General features: G+C 62.7%; 16 protein-coding genes. 8 read left to right on the top strand and 8 right to left on the bottom strand.

The features are described 5' to 3' along the window. The first annotated feature begins 203 nt into the window (after window positions 1-203). From ACTJKM_RS00160 to ACTJKM_RS00150, 3 genes are all read left to right on the top strand, one after another. The gene (locus ACTJKM_RS00160) at window positions 204-902 is read left to right on the top strand and encodes a response regulator transcription factor (protein ID WP_058325578.1); all 699 of its coding nucleotides are present in this window, start codon (window positions 204-206) and stop codon (window positions 900-902) included. Continuing rightward, window positions 899-2,305, top strand: coding sequence for a sensor histidine kinase (locus ACTJKM_RS00155; protein WP_057250375.1), 1,407 nt, complete (start codon window positions 899-901; stop codon window positions 2,303-2,305). The genes ACTJKM_RS00160 and ACTJKM_RS00155 overlap by 4 nt, the downstream gene beginning before the upstream one ends. A gap of 84 nt (window positions 2,306-2,389) precedes the next feature. Then, window positions 2,390-5,344 (top strand): bifunctional [glutamine synthetase] adenylyltransferase/[glutamine synthetase]-adenylyl-L-tyrosine phosphorylase, encoded by a 2,955-nt coding sequence (locus tag ACTJKM_RS00150; RefSeq protein WP_058325579.1) that lies wholly within the window; start codon window positions 2,390-2,392, stop codon window positions 5,342-5,344. A gap of 88 nt (window positions 5,345-5,432) precedes the next feature. Here the strand turns inward: ACTJKM_RS00150 and ACTJKM_RS00145 are convergent, their stop codons facing one another. Next, a complete protein-coding gene (locus ACTJKM_RS00145) occupies window positions 5,433-7,763 on the bottom strand; it encodes a PAS domain-containing sensor histidine kinase (RefSeq protein WP_440659805.1) in 2,331 nt (776 codons plus the stop codon). Window positions 7,764-8,032: 269 nt separating this feature from the next. Beyond that, entirely contained in the window at window positions 8,033-10,681 is a 2,649-nt protein-coding gene (gene pepN, locus ACTJKM_RS00140; RefSeq protein ID WP_113132791.1) for an aminopeptidase N, read from the bottom strand. A 429-nt stretch (window positions 10,682-11,110) separates the two neighbouring features. On the opposite strand from pepN, the gene ACTJKM_RS00135 reads away from it, so the two are divergent. After that, window positions 11,111-12,049: a DMT family transporter gene (locus ACTJKM_RS00135; protein WP_057250367.1), complete on the top strand. Its 939-nt coding sequence runs from the start codon at window positions 11,111-11,113 to the stop codon at window positions 12,047-12,049. 34 nt (window positions 12,050-12,083) lie between these two features. Here the strand turns inward: ACTJKM_RS00135 and ACTJKM_RS00130 are convergent, their stop codons facing one another. From ACTJKM_RS00130 to ACTJKM_RS00110, 5 genes are all read right to left on the bottom strand, one after another. After that, entirely contained in the window at window positions 12,084-13,376 is a 1,293-nt protein-coding gene (locus tag ACTJKM_RS00130; protein WP_440659804.1) for an MFS transporter, read from the bottom strand. A gap of 199 nt (window positions 13,377-13,575) precedes the next feature. Beyond that, window positions 13,576-13,731: a hypothetical protein gene (locus ACTJKM_RS00125; RefSeq protein ID WP_093232127.1), complete on the bottom strand. Its 156-nt coding sequence runs from the start codon at window positions 13,729-13,731 to the stop codon at window positions 13,576-13,578. Between the two features lie 79 nt (window positions 13,732-13,810). Further along, window positions 13,811-13,987: a hypothetical protein gene (locus ACTJKM_RS00120; protein ID WP_089043882.1), complete on the bottom strand. Its 177-nt coding sequence runs from the start codon at window positions 13,985-13,987 to the stop codon at window positions 13,811-13,813. Between the two features lie 176 nt (window positions 13,988-14,163). Next, window positions 14,164-15,063 carry a uracil-DNA glycosylase gene (locus ACTJKM_RS00115; RefSeq protein ID WP_058320516.1) on the bottom strand — a complete coding sequence of 300 codons (900 nt, stop codon included), beginning with the start codon at window positions 15,061-15,063 and terminating at the stop codon, window positions 14,164-14,166. Between the two features lie 99 nt (window positions 15,064-15,162). Then, a complete protein-coding gene (locus tag ACTJKM_RS00110; RefSeq protein ID WP_057250363.1) occupies window positions 15,163-16,461 on the bottom strand; it encodes an Hsp70 family protein in 1,299 nt (432 codons plus the stop codon). Window positions 16,462-16,922: 461 nt separating this feature from the next. Between ACTJKM_RS00110 and ACTJKM_RS00105 the strand changes: the two genes are divergently transcribed. From ACTJKM_RS00105 to ACTJKM_RS00095, 3 genes are all read left to right on the top strand, one after another. After that, window positions 16,923-18,584, top strand: coding sequence for an electron transfer flavoprotein-ubiquinone oxidoreductase (locus tag ACTJKM_RS00105; protein ID WP_440659801.1), 1,662 nt, complete (start codon window positions 16,923-16,925; stop codon window positions 18,582-18,584). Between the two features lie 326 nt (window positions 18,585-18,910). Then, window positions 18,911-19,909 carry an ABC transporter substrate-binding protein gene (locus ACTJKM_RS00100; RefSeq protein ID WP_058320287.1) on the top strand — a complete coding sequence of 333 codons (999 nt, stop codon included), beginning with the start codon at window positions 18,911-18,913 and terminating at the stop codon, window positions 19,907-19,909. A 112-nt stretch (window positions 19,910-20,021) separates the two neighbouring features. Next, window positions 20,022-20,909 (top strand): ABC transporter permease, encoded by an 888-nt coding sequence (locus ACTJKM_RS00095; RefSeq protein ID WP_057252855.1) that lies wholly within the window; start codon window positions 20,022-20,024, stop codon window positions 20,907-20,909. Window positions 20,910-20,988: 79 nt separating this feature from the next. Here the strand turns inward: ACTJKM_RS00095 and ACTJKM_RS00090 are convergent, their stop codons facing one another. Beyond that, complete coding sequence (locus tag ACTJKM_RS00090; RefSeq protein WP_113132267.1) at window positions 20,989-21,897, bottom strand: DMT family transporter; 909 nt, start codon at window positions 21,895-21,897, stop codon at window positions 20,989-20,991. A gap of 152 nt (window positions 21,898-22,049) precedes the next feature. On the opposite strand from ACTJKM_RS00090, the gene ACTJKM_RS00085 reads away from it, so the two are divergent. Beyond that, complete coding sequence (locus ACTJKM_RS00085) at window positions 22,050-22,523, top strand: Lrp/AsnC family transcriptional regulator (RefSeq protein WP_058320285.1); 474 nt, start codon at window positions 22,050-22,052, stop codon at window positions 22,521-22,523. The last annotated feature ends 28 nt before the right edge of the window (window positions 22,524-22,551 follow it).

Raw genomic sequence — 22,551 nt, 5'->3', positions numbered from 1 at the left:
CGCGGCGCTCGCCGTTTGGAGCGGGATGAGGAAAGGTGTGTGCGGTTTTCCACCCGCATCCCGCTCTCACTTACGAAAATCGATCACGATGATTTTGGGTCCATACGACCGATGCTTTCGCGATCGAGGGCATTCGCCAATCCGGTTGTCTGGCCGGTTGTCGGAAGGCCGAAACGGGTTGAGACAGATAGGGGTCCGGGACTATGGTCGCGCGTATGAAGATTCTCATCATTGAAGACGATCTCGACGCGGCAGCCTATCTGGCGAAAGCCTTCCGTGAGGCAGGCATCGTTTCCGATCACGCCAGCGACGGCGAGAGCGGCCTCTTCATGGCCAGCGAGAACAGCTACGATGTTCTGGTGATCGATCGCATGCTGCCGCGCCGTGATGGCCTGTCTGTGATCACCGAGCTCAGGCGCAAGGATATCCACACGCCGGTGCTGATCCTGTCGGCCCTCGGGCAGGTCGACGACCGTGTTACGGGCCTGCGGGCCGGCGGCGACGACTATCTCCCAAAGCCCTATGCCTTCAACGAGCTGCTGGCGCGTGTCGAGGTGCTCGGCCGCCGCAAGGGTACGCCCGAGCAGGACATGGTCTACCGCGTCGGCGATCTCGAACTCGACCGTCTGTCGCATTCCGTCCGCCGCCAGGGCAAGGAGATCCCGCTGCAGCCGCGTGAGTTTCGCTTGCTCGAATATCTCATGAAGAACGCCGGCCAGGTCGTCACCCGCACCATGCTGCTGGAAAACGTCTGGGACTATCACTTCGACCCGCAGACCAACGTCATCGACGTGCACGTGTCGCGGCTGCGCTCGAAGATCGAGAAGGACTTCGATGTACCGCTGCTGCGCACCGTGCGCGGCGCCGGCTATATGATCAAGGATGACCGGGCCCCCGCATGAGCAAGCTTCGCGTTCTCTTCAGAACGACCGCGGTTCGGCTTTCCGCCCTCTACCTCATCCTCTTTTCGCTCTGTGCGGCCTTCCTCGTCTTCTATGTCACCGGCATGTCGGAGCGGTTGCTGCAGCAGCAGACCCGCGATGCCGTGACTGCGGAAGTGGCGCAGATCGAGCAGGTCTACAACCGCGCCGGCATGAACGGTCTTCTGCGCTCGCTTGAACGCCGCGCGCGTCAGCCGGGCGCAAATCTCTATGTCATCGCCGGGCCGAGCGGCGAAATTCTTGCCGGCAACGTCGCAAGCCTCGAACCGGGACTGCTTGATAGCGAAGGCTGGACCGAACGTCCCTTCGCCTATCAGCGCTATACGGACGAGACGAAGAAGGACAGCCATGTGGCGCTCGCCCACGTGCTGGTGCTCGACAATGGTCTGCGCATTCTCGTCGGTCGCGATCTGCAGGAGCCGCAGAAGTTTCGCGCGCTGGTGCGTCAGGCGCTGATGGTGGCGCTCGGCGTCATGGGGCTTGGCGCGCTCGTCATCTGGTTCGGCATCGGCCGCAACGCCTTGAAGCGTATCGACCGCATGTCGGAGGCGAGCACCAAGATCATGGCCGGCGATCTCTCGCAGCGCCTGCCGATGAGCGGCTCCGGCGACGAGTTCGATCGGCTGTCGGAATCGCTGAATGCCATGCTCGGCCGCATCGAGAAGTTGAACGAAGGTCTGCGCCAAGTCTCCGATAACATCGCCCATGACTTGAAGACCCCGCTGACGCGCCTGCGCAACAAGGCGGAAGCCGCACTTGCCCGCAAGGGAACCAGCCAGCGCGGCGCGCTCGAGGAGATCATTGGCGAGTCCGATCAACTGATCCGGACCTTTAATGCTCTCTTGATGATTTCGCGGGTCGAGGCCGGCTCGTCCGCGGCCGAGATGAGCGAGGTCGACCTTTCTGAGATCGTTTCCGATTGCGTCGAATTGTACGAGCCCGTTGCAGAGGATGTCGGCTTGAAACTCGAAGCCGAGGTTATCAAGAACGTCGGGATATCGGGCAACCGCGAACTGATCGGACAGGCCCTCGGCAACCTCATCGACAACGCCATCAAATATGCTGACGGTGCGGACAATCCGCTGATCAAGGTCTCTCTGGAAAAGCGCGATGGGTATGTGCTGCTGTCTGTCGCCGATCATGGCCCTGGCATACCTGCAGCAATGCATGACGAGGTGGTGAAGCGCTTCGTTCGCCTGGATGAGAGCCGGTCCAAACCGGGCACGGGCCTCGGCCTGTCGCTGGTGGAGGCGGTCATGGAGACGCATCACGGCTCGCTGCGTCTTGCCGATACCGAGCCCGCGGCCGGCGACGGTGGCAAGGGTCTGACCGTGCAAATGGTTTTCCCGATGGCTGCAACCTGATAGACCGGTTCCCGGAGAAGAGGCGGTATGAGGAATGTGTGCGCGGTTGTTCCGCCACACCCGCTGCAGCGGAAGGGAGAGGGCATGCAGGAACAGGTGCAGCAGTGCTGGGAGATCGAGACGGCGCCGATCCGTCCTGCAACCCAGGCCGACGCCAAGGCGGCGCTCTCGGTGCTGAAGGACATGGCCAAGGGTCATGACCAGATCGCAAGCCTGCTCGCTTCGGAGAGCCCGTTCAAGACATTCGTCGTCTCGGCCTTTGCGCTGTCGCCCTTCCTGCGCGACACCGGTGCCAGCCGCCCGGCCATTCTCGAAGAACTTCTGTCCACTGATCTTACGACCTTCCTGACAGAACGGGTGCGGCGCGCCCGCGACGCCTGGAAGCCGAACGAGGGTGGCGCTGCTTTGCCCGACACGGAGATCATGGCGCGGCTGCGGAGAGCCAAGCGCGAGCTTGCCTTCGCCGTGGCGCTTGCTGACCTCTCCCGGCATTTCGACGGCCGCGAAACCACGCGCTGGCTCAGCGAATTTGCCGGTGCTGCCGTGTCGGCGACGATAGATCACCTGCTGCTGAGCGCGCACGAGAGCGGCAAGCTGATCGTCAAGGACGTCGCCTACCCGAGTGTCGGTTCCGGCGTCGTCGTGCTCGGCATGGGCAAGCTCGGCGCCTTCGAGCTCAACTACTCCTCCGACATCGACCTCGTCGTCTTCTACGATCCGCAATCCGGCATCATCGTCGATCGCGATGATGCCTCGGAAACCTTCGGCCGCCTGCTGCGCCGCCTGATCCGCATCCTGCAGGAGCGCAGCGGCGACGGCTATGTTTTCCGAACCGACCTGCGCCTGCGGCCGGACCCGGGCTCGACGCCGCTCGCGATCCCGGTCGAAGCGGCGATGCTCTATTACGAGAGCAGGGGGCAGAACTGGGAACGGGCCGCCTTCATCAAGGCGCGGCCGGTGGCCGGTGATATCGAGGGCGGCGAGCGCTTCCTGCGCGAGTTGGTCCCCTTCGTCTTCCGCAAGTATCTCGACTATGCGGCGATCGCCGACATTCATTCGATCAAGCGGCAGATCCATGCGCACAAGGGGCATGGCGAGATCGCGGTCAAGGGGCACAACATCAAGCTTGGCCGTGGCGGCATCCGCGAGATCGAGTTCTTCGTGCAGACGCAGCAGTTGATCGCCGGCGGCCGCATGCCGGAGCTGCGCCAGCGGGCGACCGAGCCGATGCTGCGGGTCCTCGTCAAGGCCGGCTGGATCGACGAGGAGACAGCCGACGAACTTGTCGAGGCCTATTGGTTCCTGCGTGATGTGGAGCACCGGATCCAGATGGTGCGCGACGAGCAGACCCATGTCCTGCCCGAGACCGAGGCAGAGCTGAAGCGTATCGCCTATATGCTCGGCTTCGAGGACACGGCCGCTTTCTCCAAGGCGCTGTCGCGCGTGCTGAAAACCGTCGAGCGCCGCTATGCCCAGCTTTTCGAGCAGGAGGCCAAGCTCTCGACCGAGACCGGCAACCTCGTCTTCACTGGCCAGCGCGACGACCCCGATACGCTGGAGACATTGCGAAAGCTCGGCTTCCAGCGGCCGTCGGACATCTCCCATACGATCCGCACCTGGCATTACGGCCGCTACCGTGCGACGCAATCGGTGGAAGCGCGCGAACGGCTGACCGAGCTGACGCCGGAGCTTCTGCGCGTCTTCGGCGAAAGCCGCCGGGCCGACGAAGCGTTGCTGCGGTTCGATAATTTCATTTCCGGCCTGCCGGCGGGCATCCAGCTCTTTTCGCTGCTCGGCAACAATCCGGGCCTACTGTCACTGATCGTCAACGTCATGTCGTCGGCGCCGCGGCTTGCCGAAATCATCGCCGCGCGTCCCCATGTTTTCGACGGCATGCTCGATCCGGGCCTGCTCGCCGAACTGCCGACCCGGGACTACCTCGCGCCGCGCATCGCCAATTTCGTCGGCGGCGCGCGGCACTATGAGGAGGTGCTCGACCGCCTGCGCATCATCGCTGCCGAGCAGCGCTTCCTGATCGGCATCCGGCTTTTGACCGGCGCCATATCGGGTGCCCAGGCGGGCCGCGCCTTTACCGATCTCGCCGACCTGATCATCGCCGCGGCGGTGAAGGCGGTGCAGGACGAAGTCCGCTCCGTGCACGGCGATTTCCCCGGCGGCCGCATCGCCGTTGTCGGTATGGGAAAGCTCGGCAGCCACGAGCTGACCGCGGGCTCGGACGTCGACCTGATCCTGCTCTATGACTACGATGAGGCGGCAACCGAGTCCGATGGCACCAAGCCGCTGGACCCGACGCGCTATTTCACGAGGGTGACGCAGCGCCTGATCGCGGCACTTTCCGCGCCGACCGCCGAAGGCATTCTTTACGAGGTCGACATGCGGCTTCGCCCTTCCGGCAACAAGGGGCCGGTCGCGACCAGGATCAACGCCTTTGCCAAATACCAGCGCGAAGAGGCCTGGACCTGGGAGCATCTGGCTCTGACCCGGGCGCGCTGCATCTGTGGCGACGACAAACTGATTGCTGAGGCCAATGCGATCTTCGCCGAAATCCTCGGCCGCAAGCGCGATGTTGCCAAGGTGAGTGCCGACGTGATCTCCATGCGCGAGATGATCGATAGTGAGAAGCCGCCGAGCGACATTTGGGATTTCAAGCTGATCCCGGGCGGTCTCGTCGATATCGAATTTATCAGCCAGTACCTGGCGCTCGTCGCGCCGGCGAATGGCGTTCAGCCGCTGACTGCCGGCACCAATACCGGCGATGCGCTGAAGCTGCTCGGCGACGCCTTGATGAACCCAAACGATCTCGATGTCGCCCTGGAGGCGCTGCATCTCTTTACCGAGTTGTCGCAGATCGTGCGGCTGTGCATTGAGGGAGAGTTCGAGCCGAAGGAGGCGCCGGCCGGGCTGATCGATCTCGTCTGCCGGGCAGGGGACTATCCGGACCTGAAAACCTTGGAGGCAGACATCCGCCGCCTGTCGAAGGCGGTGCGGCGCGTTTTCCAATCGGTGGTTTCAGGCTGAGCGTCGTTCACTGACGCGTTAAATCATCGCGATCAATATGCTGAGCGGGATGCGAGCGGAAACCGTTCGCACTTCTCCTGATCCCGCTTCAGGCGCGGTCGGGGATTCTAACCGAGATGATGGTGCCGACGTTTTCCGTCGAGTGTATTTTCATGCTGCCGCCGTGCAGGCGGGTGAGTGAGCGCGAGATCGCGAGCCCGAGGCCCGATCCGCCCTTGCTCTTGGCGTATTGGCTCTGCACCTGTTCGAAAGGCTGGCCGATCTTCTGAAGGGCGTCGCGCGGAATGCCGATGCCGGAATCGGCGATCGTCAGTGTCACGGCGCCGGTCACCTTGCGCGCTCGAAGCGAAATGCGCCCGCCATTGTTGGTGAACTTGACGGCGTTCGAAAGCAGGTTGAGCAGCACCTGCTTCATGGCGCGTCGATCGGCGACCATGGTGAGGCCCGACGAGATCTGTTGCACCACACGGATGTTCTTCTGCTCCGCCGGGATTGTCGTGAAGCGCAGCGTCTCTTCAATCAACGGCGCCAGATCGATCCTCTCGCGGCTGATGCGCATGTGCCCGGCCTCGATCTTCGACATGTCCAGGATGTCGTTGATGACGTTCAAGAGGTGCTTGCCGCTCTCGTGAATGTCACGCGAGTATTCGTTGTATTTCTCCGAGCCGAGCGGCCCGAACATCTGGTTCTGCAGGATCTCCGAGAAGCCGAGGATGGCGTTGAGCGGCGTGCGCAGTTCATGCGACATGTTCGCCAGGAATTCCGACTTGGCGCGGTTCGCCGCTTCGGCGCGTTCCTTTTCCGCCTGGTAATTGGAGTTGGCGACCGAAAGCTCGGTCTTCTGCCGCTCCAGCGTCATGCGTGACGCCGAAAGGTCGCCGATCGTCGCCATCAGACGCCGCTCGGATTCGCGCAGGCGCACCTGGTGGCGTTTCAGAAGCGTGATGTCGGTGCCGACGGAAACGAGGCCGCCGTCGCGCGTGCGCCGCTCGTTGATCTGCAGCCAGCGTTCGTCGGCAAGTTGAACCTCGCTCGTCTGCGACTGGTTGCTACGGTCAGGATCGGCGATGCGCCGTTCGACCACGGGGCGTGCTGCCGCGGTTTGCACGGCAATGCGTTCGGTGCCCGGAACAAGCACGTGATCCGGCAGCTTGTAGGCTTCCTGGAAGTGGGTGTTGCACATGACCAGGCGGTCATGCTTGTCCCAAAGGACGAAGGCCTCAGACGTACATTCGATCGCGTCGGCGAGCCTCTGGTCCGCTTCGGCATAGCGCTGGGCAAGCCGGTGCTGCTCGGTGACGTCCATGGCGATGCCGATCAGATGCGCCCGCCCGGAAACGGTACGGATGATTTCCGCGCGGGCGCGTAGCCACACATAGTGGCCATCCGCATGTCGCATGCGGAAAACCTGGTCGATCTGGCGCGCGTCGCCGCGCGCGATTGTGCGCGCAACGCCGTAGATGCCGCGATCATCGGGATGCATCAGCCGTGCGGCGTCGCCGAAGGAGAGCACGCTGCTCTCGCCGGGCATGCCAAGCATCTCGTACATCGACCGCGACCAGAACAGCCGACGGTTGGCGAGGTCGAAATCCCAGAGGCCGCAACGGCCGCGTGACAGCGCCGTCTCGACACGCAGGTTGGATTCGACAAAGACCGAATCCGCGTCGCGGGCCCGCTTGGCCTGAATGTAGTAGGCGTAAAGCACCATCAGCAGGATCGCCGAAATGCCCGCAAAGAGCGTAACGTTGAGTGACACCTCGTCGCGCCAGGTCGTTTCGAGCTGGGTGATCGGCGTTGCGGCCAGCACCACCCCGGCGGCATCGGGCAATTGCGCCAGTGCTACGATATGGTCGACACCGACGATCGGTGTCTTCATGACGCTGGAATGTTCGCCGAAATACTGCAACGTCGCGATATCCGGCGCGACCGCCGCCAGCGTCCGGCCGATGAGCGGCCCGCCTTCCTGGGTGCTGGCGAAGATCCGGCCATCCTTGCGGACCGCAAGGATGAACGTGCGGGGATCGAGCATGCCGGTTGGCAGATACTGGCTGAAACGTTGCTCCGCGTCCGCGCGGCGGCCCTCGTCAAAAAGGGCTGCACCGTCCGTCTGGAAGGCCGCAACCGCGATGGCGGCCGCAAGCCCGACCGTCTGGCGCGAACTCTCTTCCATGCGGGCGTGCTCGTCCATGATGCTGGACATGCGCGAGACCGCTACGATGATCAGGAATGCGATGATGAGGATCGGGATGGAACGCTTGAGAACGGGCTCCGCGCTCGCCAGACGCCGCGAGGTCGGTCCGGCAAAGATCTTCGCCTGCGAGATAAACTCCTGCTCCAGGCGGCCGGCAAGCCCCGGAAACTTGAGTCGCAACCGCCCGTCGGCTGCGCTCGCCTGTCGCGCGTCCGCCATCTTTCCCAATCTGAAAACCCTCTGATGATTCGGCGCGCCGCTCGCCCGAATCTGACTCAATGAATCACAGGGCGATTCGCCTTGTCCAGAGGCGTTGGTAAAGATTTGTTAACCATTTCTTATCGTTGGGAAATAGTAGGCCGGGTCGCGTGAGCGGCCCGGCCCTAAACAAAATCAATGAGTTCCAGAGCGCAGTGCGTTCAGATGAACGCACAAAGGACGCTCTAGCACTTTGATTCTAGAGCAGTGATTCCACTTGAAGCCGGATGCTCTAGGACTCAGGCCTTGAGCATCCGCTCGACGATGTCGCCGACGTCGGCCGAAAGTTTCGACGCTCCGGCAATCTCCTTCAAGGCCTTGCGGGCATGACCGGCGCGCTTGTCCTCCAGCGAGCGCCAGGAACGCATCGAGGTGAGGATACGGGCCGCAAGCTGCGGGTTGCGCGGGTCGATGTCGAGGATCTGGCGCGCGAGGAAGCGGTAGCCCTCACCATCGGCGCGATTGAAGCCGGTCGGGTTGGCGAAGGCATAGGTGCCCACCAGCGAGCGCACGCGGTTGGGATTGTTGCCATTGAACAGGGGCTCGGCCATCAGCGCCTTGACGCGATCGAGCGTTGCGGCGCCGGGGATGGTCGCCTGGACGGCGAACCACTTGTCGATGACGAGTGCGTTGTCGGCAAAACGCTTGCGGAACGTCGCAAGCGCTTCCGAGGTCTCGGCGGCATCCGGAAAGCGGTGCGCGAGCAGCGCCAGCGCATGGCTGAGATCGGTCATGTTGTTGGCGGCGGCAAAGGCCTTGGCGGCGCGCTCCGGCCCTTCATCGCCCTGGACGAGGTATGTGAGGGCGCTGTTGCGCAGCGCCCGCCGGCCTGCACTCGCAGCATCCGGGCTGAACGCGCCTGACGAAACGAGGTCTTCGGCCAACTTGAGGAAGGTGTTGCGTCCGGCAGCGGCAACGGCCACCAGGATCTGCTGACGTGCGGCGTGGATCGCGTCGGGATCGTTGTTCGTGCCGATCTCGCGGGCGATATCGGATTCGCTCGGCAGCGCCAGCGCCTGCGAGCGGAAGGCGGGCTCCAGCGTGTCATCCGCGGCGGCGCGGATCAGGCCGTCGATGAGCGCCTTGTCGCAAACGACCGGCTTTCCGGCGCGGACATTCGCCGTGGCCTCGACCAGGTTGCTGAGCGCAATGGCGTTGAGCGCCTGCCAGCGGGCGAAGAGGTCGCTTTCGTGATGCGCGATTAGTGCGAGGTCCTCGGCGCTCTGCTCGATATGCAGATTGATCGGCGCGGAGAAGCCGCGGTTGAACGACGGCACCGGGCGCGACGGGATGCCGGAGAAAACCACCGTCTGCTTGCGCTCCGTGAGGTGCAGGACGTCGCCGGTCAAGTCGGCGCCGGAGACCGAGGAGAGGTCGACTTCGCTGCCGCCTTCAAGCAGCAGACCCATGCGCAGCGGAATATGCATCGCCTCCTTGGCGCCCTGTCCGGGCGTCGCTGGCACGGTCTGCTCGAGCGACAAGGTGAAGGTCTGCTTGGCCGCGTCATAGGCGCCAGAAGCGGTGACCAGCGGCGTTCCGGCCTGGTGGTACCAGAGCGCGAATTGGCGGAGATCTCGGCCGCTTGCCTCTTCAAAGCAGGCGACGAAATCTTCGATCGTGACGGCCTGGCCGTCGTGCCGGTCGAAATAGAGGTCCATGCCCTTCTTGAACAGATCGCGGCCGAGGATCGTCGCGATCATGCGGGTGACTTCCGAGCCCTTTTCGTAGACGGTCGTCGTATAGAAGTTGTTGATTTCGCGATACTTCGTCGGCCGCACCGGATGGGCCAGCGGGCCGGCGTCCTCGGGAAACTGCTCCGACTTCAGGTGCCGCACCTCGGCAATGCGCTTGACCGCACGCGAGCGCATGTCGGCGGAAAATTCGTGGTCGCGGTAAACCGTCAGGCCTTCCTTGAGGCACAGCTGGAACCAGTCGCGGCAGGTGATGCGGTTGCCGGTCCAGTTGTGGAAGTATTCGTGCGCGATGATCGCCTCGATATTGGCGTAGTCCGCATCGGTCGCCGTTTCCGGATCGGCGAGCACGTATTTGTCGTTGAAGACGTTGAGACCCTTGTTCTCCATCGCCCCCATGTTGAAGTCGGAGACGGCGACGATCATGAAGATGTCGAGGTCGTATTCACGGCCGAAGGCATCTTCGTCCCACTTCATCGAGCGCTTGAGCGCGTCCATGGCGTAGGAGGCGCGTGGCTCCTTGCCGTGCTCGACATAGATCTTCAGCGCGACTTCGCGGCCGGACATCGTCGTGAACGTATCCTCGACGACGCCGAGATCGCCGGCGACGAGCGCGAAGAGGTAGCTCGGCTTCGGATGCGGGTCGAACCAGGCGGCGAAATGGCGGCCGTCGCCCATGTCGGCGCCGCCGAGATAGTTGCCGTTGGACAGCAGGAGGGGAGCGGACGCCTTGTCGGCGATGATGTTGACCGTGTAGACGGCAAGCACATCCGGACGATCGGGGAAATAGGTGATGCGGCGGAAGCCTTCGGCCTCGCACTGGGTGCTGTAGATGCCGTTGGTGCGGTAAAGCCCCATCAGTTGCGTGTTCGTATCAGGCGAAAGCAGCGTGGTGATGGTGATTTCGAAGGGTGCGGTTTCCGGTAGGCCGCGGATGGTCAGCGTATCGTCGGCAACGTCGTACAGGGCGGTTGCGAGCTCTTCCTGGTCCAGCAGCAGGCCGGTCATCTTCAACTCGTCACCGTCGAGCAACAGAGGCGCCGATGCGTCGACGCCTTCGCGACGATGGAAGATCAATCGGGCTTCGACCTTGGTTTCCTTCGGGTCTAGCTCGAAGGTCAGATCCACTCTCTCCAGAACGAAGTCGGTCGGCCGATAGTCTTCCAGATGAATAATCTGGCCAGTATTTGTCCGCATGGTCAGTCCCGCTTGCGCCGTTCTACTGGAGAATTTGTAGTGGGCGCCTGTGATGGTGAAAAGGCCAAGGGGCGAAAAGTCGGATAATGCCACACGATTGTGATGCCGGCGACCGCACTTTCGACAGAAAAGGCATGTCTTCCCGAAGGTCTTCCCGCTCCCTTATCGGATTGACGTGTACCGAAGTGGGACTAACAAGACATGAATTGGAAAGGTTTTTTTCGCGGCAGCTAAAGAAAAGCTCGACGTCGTTTTGCCGAACGGCAATCGATCAAGAAAAAACGTCATTCATCACGAAGTTTGATCCGACTTTCTTGCCGAGCGTCGCTAAGGTGACGAAGTCCTGTGGCGGTTTCTCCGCCTAAAAATCTCCAAACCAGCCCTCGTGTCTGCTGATCGCCGGCGGAGGCTGTTCGAAAAGTGCCCTCAATGGATGCGGAAGTCGAAAGCCCGATGAAGGGGATCCTGCTCAAGGTCCTTTCCGTCGTCATTTTCGTTTGCATGTCGACGTTGATCAAGGCCGCCGGAAACGAGATGGCCACCGGCCAGATCACCTTCTACCGCTCGGCCTTCGCCATGGTGCCCATTCTCGGCTATCTCGCCTTCCGCGGACAGTTGCGCGATGCTTTCAAGACAGAGGATTTCACCGGCCATATCGCCCGCGGCTTCGTCGGCATTCTCGCAATGAGCTTCGGCTTCTACGGCCTCGTGCATCTGCCGCTGCCCGAAGCGATCGCCATCGGCTACGCCATGCCGCTGATCGCCGTCGCCTTCGCGGCACTTTTCCTTGGCGAGACGGTGCGGCTTTATCGCTGGTCGGCGGTGGTCATCGGGCTGGTCGGCGTGATGATCATCACGTGGCCGCGGCTGACCCTTTTCCGCGAAGGCGGCTTCGGTTCGCTGGAGGCGCTGGGCGCCGCAGCGGTGCTGGTTTCGGCGGCTCTCGGCGCGGTGGCAATGGTGCTGGTGCGAAAGCTCGTCAAGAACGAGCGGACCCATACGATCGTGCTCTACTTCTCGCTGTCGGCCTCGGTCTTCTCGCTGGCGACGCTGCCCTTCGGCTGGCCGTCGATCTCGCGCGAAGCCTTCCTGCTGCTTATGGTCGCCGGCTTCTGCGGCGGCGTCGCGCAGATCCTTTTGACTGAGAGCTATCGTCATGCCGACATGTCGACGATCGCGCCGTTCGAATACACGTCGATCGTGCTCGGCTTGATCATCGGTTATTTTCTGTTCGACGATGTTCCGACGGCCACCATGCTGATCGGCACCGCCATCGTCGTCGGGGCCGGCATCTTCATCATCTTCCGCGAACATCGGCTCGGGCTGGAGCGCAGGGGCGCCCGCAAGCACGTGACGCCGCAGGGCTGAGGACGAAGCGCGAGTTCGCTTCTGTCGGTGGCCTTTATGAGCGCGGCTTATCCCAGGCAGGAACCGTGTCGTCATCGATCAGCGGTTCCTGCGCCATCTGCTGGGCGATGGGGCTCGTCACGTCAGGTCCGGGTGTCGGCATCACGCTCGTTGCCTGGAAATCGGTCTTGGCGACCAGGCCCTTGTGCTGCTCGCGCTGCAGGATGCGCCAGGCGGCGTAGCCGCCATAGAGGGCGAAATAGACAGCGAGAACGAGGAACAGCGCCGCCGGGCCGAAGCGATCCATGACCGGCCCGACCATCAGAGGGCCGGAGATCGTGCCGAGCCCATAGGTGATCATCAGGCCGGACGATGTCTCGACATACTCGTTGGGTTTGGCGAGGTCGTTCGCATGCGCGACGTTGAGCGCATAGATCGGAAACAGTACCGAACCGACGAGGGCGGCGATGGCGTAGAGAACGGTCGGCGAACTGCCGATTGCGGCCGACATCACCAGGCAGGAGACGACGCCGACGACGCCGCAGCCGATCATGACGATGCGCCGGTCGATCTTGTCGGAGAGGCGGCCGATGGGGATCTGCGAGATCGCGCTGCCGGTCAAAAGCGAGGCGAGCAGGGTCGCACCTTCGGCGGTGGAAAGACCGATCTTCTGGGTGAAGACGCCGCCGAGATTGAGCCAGGCGCCGGAGAGCGCACCGGCGAGAAAGCCGCCGACGACGGCGACCGGCGAGCGGCGGAAGAGCGTCGGGATGTCGAACTTGGCCTGCGCGGGCGGTGCGGGCATCGGCGAGGAGGAGAGGGCCGTCGGCAGGAGGGCGAGCGAAAACAGCACGGCGCAGAGCATGAACAGGGATGTGTTCGTCGGGTCGCCGAGCGGCACCATATATTGTCCGCCGATCGTGCCGACCATCGTCGTGATCAGGTAGAGCGAAAACAGCAGGCCGCGGTTTTCGTTGGTGACGCGTTCGTTGAGCCAGCTTTCGATGACGAGGTAGCTTCCGGAAATCGCAAAGCCCGATATGGCGCGAAACGCGATCCAGGCGCGCCAGTCGACGATGAGGCCGCAAAGCAGGATTGCGATGGAAAGCAGCGTGATCAGGGCCGTGAAGACGCGCACATGGCCGACGAGCAACACGAATTTCGGCGTGACGATGCAGGATAGCGTGAAGCCGACCGTGTAGCCGGTGGCGATGATCGAAACCGTCAGCGTCGACCAGTTCTCTGCGACGGAGCGCACCGGGATGACATAGCTCTGAAGGCCGAAGGCGACCATCATGAGCAGGGTCGACACCATCAGGCTGAAGACGGAAGCGAGGTTGGCCAGCATCGGCGCTCCTGAAAACAAGGCGCCCCTCCATCGATGGCGACGGCAGGCAAGCGCAGGTGGAGCGAGGACGGTCTGACGGATACCGGACGAGCCCGACACTCCAAGGTCAAAGCGAGTGTGGCTCTATCCAGTTTTTCGGGCGCTGTCGATTGCGACAGGCGATGGCAAAAAAGGCGGTAGGCCTCTTTGCCGGCAGCGATCAGTTCGGCAGCAGCGGGCTCACGGCCACGCGATGGGCGCGGCGTGCATCCTTCTTGGTGCTGAGAATGGTGTATTCGCGCGAGGCACGCACGGCAGTACCGATGTCGGAGATCGAATCGAACAGGACCTTGAGGCTAACGATGGGCTTGGTCATGGTTGCGTTCCTTTCTTCGTCGTCGGCCGATAATGGCGACTTGTGCACGCGATACGCGGTCAAGCGTATCGCGTGGGGATCAGCGCTGAATGAAATCGGCGAAAATCTGCGCCGGACGGGTGGTCCGGGCAAGGCCGATCGCGGTCATCTGCTCGTTGGCTGCCGTGCCGAAGCGGTTGAACGGCGTCCGGTAAGCAGCGCCGGTGTGGCGGAGCGTCTCAAAGCTGCTGTGGATCGGACGAAAGCGGGCAGTCATGGTTCAATTCCTTATTCCATTCCTCCCGTGCCAGTATATTGCGCTGCAACATCTCATTTTGCAATGCGTCATAATGCGCCGCTGATATGCGCAAACCGCATGGCTTTCTTCATTCTTTGTTCATAAAGCGGGCAGGCAGGTTGGCGCCGCATGGGCGCACCGTAATTCGGCGAGAATCAGCCTTGGACCCGGGCCTTGAAGGCAAGCAGGTCCTGCCAGGCGAAGCGCTTGTTGACGGGCGCCGTCATCAGATCCTGCGGGTGCAACGTTGCGAGCGTCGGCACCGTGATGCCGCCGATCGAAAGCTCCCGCCATTCGCCGCGAAGCTGATGGATCGTGTCGTTGCCGCCGAAGAAGAAGCGGGCGGTGAAATTGCCGAGCAAAAGCAGATGTTTGGGCTCGGCAAGGGCGATTTGTCGTTCGATGAAGGGACGGCAGATGTCGGCTTCGCGCGCCGTTGGCACGCGGTTGCCCGGCGGGCGCCAGGGCACGACGTTGCTGAGCAGTACGCTTTCGCGCGCCAAGCCGATGCCGGCGAGCATGCGGGTCAGCATCTCGCCGAGCCGGCCTGCGAAGGGCTGGCCGTCGCGATCGCAGTCGGCATAGGGCATCGGGCCGACGATCATGATGCCGCTTGCCGGGTCGCCCTCGGCAAAGACGAGGTTGCGGGCGCTGTTCCTGAGATTGCAGCCGGCAAAACCCTCCATCGCAACCCTGAGCTCGGCGAGCGATCGGGCTGATTCGGCGGCAAAGCGCGCCTCTTCGATCGCCTGCGCATCGGGAATGGCGACGGCAGGGGCGCTCGCGGCCGGAGCGGGTGCGCGGCTTTCGCGGGATGGAGCGGAAGCGGGGGCAGCCGCTGCCGCTGTCTGGCGTGCAGCCGGTTGCGAAGCGGGTGTCTCCCCACGGTCGTTGGCCGCCGGCGCGCGCGCGTTGCCGCGCGCCGCCTTCATTGCCTCGAACTCGGCGAAGCGGTCGACCGGCTCCTCTTCCAGCAGCCATTCGACGCCCGCATCCGCATGGAAGGCGAGGAGGGCGGCAAGCTGCGCCGGAGAGAGATCGTGGGCGGAAATCATGGCCGCCAACCTAACCCATAAGCCGTCGGACCGGAACCGCTTTTCCGGCCCCCGGCATTCCTATCCAAGGTCATGCACATCAGGCGCGCAGGCCTCGGCTTACGCCGCATTGGCCGTCCAGTGGGCGATGTCCTCGTGCTCGCCGATCAGCGCCAGACCGTGAGCGATCGACAGCAGTTCGCCGCCGCTTTCGATGCGGTCGGCCTCGAAGCGCCGCTCGAAGATGCCGCGCACCGCCGGAACGAAAGACGTGCCGCCGGTCAAGAACACCTTGTCGATCGACCCGGGCGCCGTCGCGGTCGACTGCAGCACGTCGTCGAGTGCGCCCTCGATGCGGGCCAGCTCCGGCGCGATCCAGCCTTCGAAGTCGCTGCGGCGAACGGTGCGGCGCGACATTTCGCCGAGCGGGGCGAAATAGAATTCGGTCTCGTCTTCCTGCGACAGCCGCATCTTCGTCGCCGAAATCGCGTTGTAGAGCGGATAGCCCTCGTCATGTTCGATCAGGTCGACGAAGGCTTCGAGCTTTTCCGGCTCGAGGCTCTGGCGCACGAGCTTTTTCAGATCCGTGAAATCTTTCAACGTCTTGAAGATGGACAGCTGATTCCAGCGGCCGAAATTCGCATAGTAATTCGACGGCACTTCAAGCAGCTTGTCGAAGCTCTTGAAGAGACTCCCCTTTCCAATCAGCGGCGAGACGACGTTGTCGATGATGCGGAAGTCGAAATGGTCGCCGGCAATGCCCACACCCGAATGACCGATCGGGGTTGCGGTCAGCCGCCCTGCCTTGGTCTCGAAGCGGATCAGCGAATAGTCGGTGGTGCCGCCGCCGAAATCGGCGACCAGGACCGTTGCATCCTGCTTCAGGTTCTGCGCGAAGTAGAAGGCCGCCGCCACCGGCTCGTAGACGTAGTGCACCTCCGGGAAGCCGAATTCCGAGAGGGCTGCGCCATAGCGTTCAAGCGCGAGCGCCGGATCAGGGCTGGAGCCGGCGAAATGCACCGGTCGGCCGACGACGATGCGGCTATACTGATCCGTCCAGCTGTCGCCGGCATAGTCGCGCAGCTTGTTCAGGAACACCCGCATCAGATCCTCGAAGCTGTGGCGCTTGGCAAAGACCTGCGTGCCCTGGAAGAGGGGGCTTGCGGCAAAGGTTTTGATCGATTGCAGGAAACGACAGTCGCCCGGATTGTCGATGAAGGCGCGGATCGCCGCCTGGCCGGCTTCGACCTTCAGTGCCTGGGCGCCAAGGTTGGCGTCCTTCATGAAGGAAAGCGCGGTGCGCATGGCGTCGGTCGTGCCGGCGAGACTGTCGAACTGCATCGAGTGGGTGGTATCGCCGGCGGCAACGGCAAGCACGGAATTGGTGGTGCCGAAGTCGAAGCCCAGTGCCTTGGCCATATGGTGGTCTCCTTGCGTCTGGCGTCGCTCCGCCGCCCGGAGCAAGCCGGCGGCGCGCAACGCAACATGTAATTTTGTCGGGCCGTCTCCGCATGTTCAGGCGGCCGGCCCCGAAGTCGGCAAAAGACACGTCGTCCGGGCGCCAGAGGGGCGCCGAGTCGAGTGCCGTTTGCGAATGGGATATGCCGGCGCGGACCGCCGGAAGGGTGCGGCGGCCTCGTGGCATGGCTCTTCGGCAAAAGCAAGGCCGAATGGCTCATAGCGTCGGCACGCGACAAAATGATGTATTTACGTTTACGTACACGTCATATAAACATTTGCCCTAAACTCATGACCTCATGCGCAAAAGCGGGCATCGTCTGTCGCATCCCGGCTCGACAAGCCAAACTGCATTTGCCATGACGGAATGATATGTCCTGGGAACTGAACCGGCAGAAGACCGGTGAGACTGGAGAGACGGTATGACCGAGCAAGATCTGCCCGAACGCGAGAGCATGGAGTTCGACGTTGTCATCGTCGGGGCGGGGCCTGCCGGTCTTGCGGCGGCGATCCGGCTGAAGCAGGTCAATCCGGAGCTTTCGGTCGTCGTCTTGGAAAAGGGCGCCGAAGTCGGCGCGCATATCCTCTCGGGCGCCGTCGTCGATCCGATCGGCATCGACCGGCTGCTGCCGGGCTGGCGCGACGAGGCGGATCATCCGTTCAAGACCGAGGTCACGGACGACCACTTCCTGTTCTTGGGCCCGGCCGGCTCAATCCGCTTGCCGAATTTCATGATGCCGCCGCTGATGAACAATCACGGCAACTATATCGTCTCGCTCGGCAATGTCTGTCGCTGGCTGGCAAGCCATGCCGAAGCCCTCGGCGTCGAGATTTATCCGGGCTTTGCCGCGACCGAAGTGCTCTATAACGACGAAGGTGCCGTCATCGGCGTTGCCACCGGCGACATGGGCGTCGAGCGCAACGGCGAACCGGGACCGAACTTCGCCCGTGGCATGGCGCTGCTCGGCAAATACACGCTGATCGGCGAGGGCGTGCGCGGCTCGCTCGCCAAGCAGCTGATTGCGAAATTCGATCTCTCCAGGGATCGCGACGTCCAGAAATTCGGCATCGGTCTGAAAGAGCTCTGGCAGGTGAAGCCGGAGAATCACCGGCCCGGGCTGGTGCAGCATTCCTTCGGCTGGCCGCTCGGCATGAAGACCGGCGGCGGTTCGTTCCTCTACCATCTCGAAGACAACCTGGTCGCCGTCGGCTTCGTCGTGCACCTCAATTACAAGAACCCCTATCTCTTCCCGTTCGAGGAATTCCAGCGCTTCAAGACCCATCCGGCGATCCGCGGCACCTTCGAGGGCGGCAAGCGCCTTTCCTATGGCGCGCGCGCGATCACCGAGGGCGGCTACCAGTCGGTGCCGAAGCTGTCCTTCCCTGGCGGCGCGCTGATCGGCTGTTCGGCCGGTCTCGTCAACGTGCCGCGTATCAAGGGCAGCCACAATGCGGTGCTGTCGGGCATTCTCGCGGCCGAGAAGCTGGCGGCGGCGATTGCGAGCGGTCGCGCCAATGACGAGCCGATCGAGATCGAGCGCGGCTGGCGCGACAGCGCCATCGGCCAGGACCTGAAGCGGGTGAGAAACGTCAAGCCGCTGTGGTCGAAGTTCGGCACGGCGATCGGCGTTGCGCTCGGCGGCTTGGACATGTGGACCAACCAGCTGTTCGGCTTCTCGTTCTTCGGCACGCTGAAGCACGGCAAGACCGATGCCCAGTCGCTGGAGCCGGCAGCGCAGCACCAGAAGATCGATTACCCGAAGCCCGATGGTGTTTTGACCTTCGACCGGCTCTCCTCGGTGTTCCTGTCGAACACCAACCACGAGGAAGACCAGCCGATCCACCTGCAGGTCAAGGATCCGGAGCTGCAGCGCACGTCGGAACTCGACGTCTTTGCCGGCCCGTCGACGCGCTACTGTCCGGCCGGGGTCTACGAATGGGTGGAGAAGGACGGCAAGCCTGTCTTCGTCATCAACGCGCAGAACTGCGTGCACTGCAAGACCTGCGACATCAAGGACCCGAACCAGAACATCAACTGGGTGCCGCCACAGGGCGGCGAAGGCCCGGTCTATCCGAATATGTGATCTTTGGATGGCGGCCGCAGGACCTCCGAGGTTCGCGGAAACGAAATTGTTCGAGGCGCCGGAGGGAACTCCGGCGCCTCTTTTGTATTCGCGCGCACGTGTCGAGCGGTAGTCCGATCATCGAAAAGGCAATCCGTGCCGCTATTGGGAAAGTCCTTGCCGGCAAACCCCGTTAGCTTTCATGGTGTCATCGGCTCGAAGCCGACGAATCCGCAGGCCTTTCGGTCCCTGTTGTTTCGAGTTGGACCGAGCCTTGTGACGCTGCCGATCCCCGCGGTGAGATCGGCAGTGCGACGGGATGCACCGCCAGAACAAAGGGAACGGAAATGAAGAAGCTTCTTGCAACGACGTGCCTGGCCGCCGGCCTTCTTGGCCTTGCTGGTGCGGCCTCGGCCGCCGAATGCGGCGATGTGACGATTGCCAATATGAACTGGCAGAGCGCCGAAGTGCTGGCGAGCGTCGACAAGATCATCCTGGCGGAAGGCTATGGCTGCAACGCCGAGCTCGTCGTTGGCGATACCGTGCCGACGATCACCTCGATGATCGAAAAGGGCCAGCCCGATATCGCGCCGGAAGGCTGGGTGGATCTTCTGCCCGACGTCGTCAATCGCGGCCTCGAAGAAGGCAAGCTCGTCGGTGCCGCCGTCGCACTCTCCGATGGCGCCGTTCAGGGCTGGTGGGTCCCGAAATACATCGTTGACGCCAATCCCGACATCAAGACGATCGACGACGTGCTGAAGCACAAGGAGCTGTTCCCGGATCCGGAAGACGCCAGCAAGGGCGCCGTCTTCAACGGCCCGCAGGGCTGGGGCGGAACGGTAGTGACGACTCAGCTCTACAAGGCCTATGGCGGCGAGGCGGCGGGCTTCACGCTGGTCGACACCGGATCGGCCGCCGGTCTCGACGGCTCGATCGCCAAGGCCTATGAGCGCAAGCAGGGCTGGGTCGGGTACTACTGGGCGCCGACGGCCCTTCTCGGCAAATACGAGATGGTCAAGCTCGGGCATGGGGTCGCGGCGGACGCAGCCGAGTGGAAACGCTGCAACACGGTTGCCGACTGCCCGGACCCGAAGAAGAACGACTGGCCGAAGGACAAGGTCCAGACGCTGGTGACAAAGGCTTTTGCCGATCGCGCGGGCCCGGCCATGGACTACCTCAACAAGCGCGCCTGGACCAACGACACGGTCAACAAGCTGATGGCCTGGATGACCGACAACCAGGCAAGCGGCGAGGAGGGCGCCAAACACTTCCTTCAGGAAAACCCCGACATCTGGACTCAGTGGGTCTCGCCCGAGGTCGCCGAAAAGGTCAAGGCCGCGCTCTGATTGCGACCGATTGAACCCACGGGCGGCGCGATCCTTGCGCCGCCTCTTTGTTTGACCCCCCGGCAACAGCAAAACAACAATCGCGGCCGGTGAGATGTGAAGGGGAATTGGAATGGACTGGTTGACCCAGTTTCCGCATATGGACGACGAAAGCCTGCGGGCGCTGAAGAAGGCTATCGACGAGGGGTTCCGGTCGTTCACGCGCGCCTATGGCGACGCAATCGAAGGTTTCTTCGAACCGCTGCAGTTCTTCCTCATCCAGTCGGAGCGCTTCATGACGAAGACGCCCTGGCCGATCATCCTGGTGCTGATCGCGCTGATCGCTTGGGTGGCGAGTCGGAACTGGAAGATCGTCGCCGGCTGCATCGGTACGCTGCTGCTCATCGGCTACTTCGACATGTGGGACGACACGATGAAGACGATCTCGATGATCTTCGTCTGTACCGTTTTGTCGATCGCCATCGGCATTCCGCTCGGCATCGTCATGTCCCGGTCGGACCGGGTCCAGAACATCGTCAATCCGATCCTCGATGTGATGCAGACCATGCCGAGTTTCGTCTATCTGATCCCGGTCGTGATGCTGCTCGGCATCGGCAAGGTTCCAGGACTGATTGCCGTGGTCATCTACGCGATACCGCCGATGATCCGGCTCACCAATCTCGGCATCCGCCTTGTCGACAAGGACGTGCTTGAGGCAGCCGATGCATTCGGCTCGTCGGCTTGGCAGAAGCTCAAGAACGTGCAGATGCCGCTGGCCCTGCCGACGATCATGGCGGGCATCAACCAGACGATCATGATGGCGCTCGCCATGGTGGTCATCGCCTCGATGATCGGCGTTCAGGGCCTCGGCCAGCCGGTGCTGAAGGCGATTGCCAACCAGTATTTCACGCTCGGCATCTTCAACGGGCTCGCCATCGTCGGCATCGCGATCATCTTCGATCGTGTCAGCCAGGCCTATGGCCATCGCCTGCAGAAACATCGGGAGATCATCCACGGCTGAGCCGAGCGATCTCAAGAAAAGAAAAGGCCCCGGAGCGGAAACGCGCCGGGGCCTTTGTCTTATTGGGGAACTTCTCGGTTTAGGTGCGGGTAGAGAGAATGCCGGTCGAAAGCGCCACGCCGATAGCCGTGACGATTGCGGCCAGCATTTCGAACGGGCCGATTTGCTCGCCGAGCAGGATCGCGCCGCCGATCATCGCCAGCACCGGGGTCAGCGCCGTAAAGGCAGCGGCCTGCGTGCCGCCGAGGCTCTTCACCGCAAAGCCATAGGCGACCATGGCAATGAGGCCGGAGAGGATGCCCTGGCTGGTGATCTGCAGGGCGATCTCCTTGACCGGAACGCTGGCAAGCGTGCTTCCGAAACAGGCGGCAAGCGCCAGATGGATCAGGAACGACCAGGCCGCAATCAAAGCGCTTCCCTGCAGCGGGCTCAGGCCCGAACGGCGGAAGGTGTGGGTGTAGATCGCCCAGAGCGTGGCCGCTGCGGGCAACAGCGCGTATCCGATCCACCCTGTGGACACTGAAACGGCAAGGTTGCGCGTCAGCAGGATAGCGACACCGGCGACGATCGCGGCAAAACCCACCATCCGCATTCGGTCCGGACGCTCGCCAAAGATCGTGATGCCGATCAGGGCGGTGGCAAGCGGCATCGAGCCGCCGAGAAGAATGCCGACGGAGGAGGCGGGAACCGAGTGGATCGCAAAGGCGGAGACCTGGAAAAAGACCGCGCCGGAGCCCGCGACCATCAAGGCGAGGAGCAGGATCGGCAGCTTGCGCGGCAAGAGCCCGGTCTTGAGCCAGAGCGGCGCGAGCAGGAGCGCCGGTACGCCGTAGCGGATCAGGCCAAGGTCGATTGTGCTGAGTGCGGTGCCGGCCGAATGGCGGGTTGCGAGAATCCAGCCGGCCCAGATGAGGACGGTCACGAAGGCACCGGCATAGCCGGCGGTGGCAGGCGACGTATTGCCGCGAGCAAGCGTAAGCGCAACCATTTGAATTTCCTTCCCGATTTGGATATCTGAGGGGCTTTTGGGTCTGGAAGGAAGATTACGCCCGGAAGGCCGGGCATGTCCTTGCGATTTATGCCCGAAATAGACTATCATCAGCAACAATGTGCCAATAGTAACCTCTGAAGTTTGTGAACATGCCAAATCTCGATAAATTCGATCTCGCTATCCTCAGGATCCTTCAGGAGGATGCGCGCGCGACGAACGTCGAGATCGCAGAAAAGGTCAATCTTTCGCCGTCGCCCTGCCTGCGGCGCATCCGCAATCTGGAGAAATCCGGCATCCTGCGTGGCTATCGGGCCGATATCGACCGCAAGGAAGCCGGTCTCGGGCTCACCGTCTTCGTGGAGATCAAGGTGGGACGGCACAGCCGCGAGAATGCGCAGCGGCAGCAGGAGGCGCTGCTCGCCATTCCCGAGGTGGTGTCCTGTTTCCTGATCTCGGGCAATGCCGACTTCCTCGCCGAGGTCGTCGTCGAGGATCTCCCGGCTTACGAGACGCTCTTGACCGAGACGCTGCTTGCCTTGCCGGGTGTGACCGACATCCGTTCGAACTTCGCGATCCGATCGATCAAGACCGGCGGGCCACTGAAGTTGCCCGAGCCGCGCTGAACGGTTGTCATTACCAGTCTCCGAGCGC

This window comes from Ensifer sp. 22460 (assembly GCF_052044935.1).
Taxonomy (GTDB): domain Bacteria; phylum Pseudomonadota; class Alphaproteobacteria; order Rhizobiales; family Rhizobiaceae; genus Ensifer.
The sequence above is the reverse complement of the archived record's forward strand: the minus strand, read 5'-3'. Positions and strand labels throughout refer to the sequence as shown.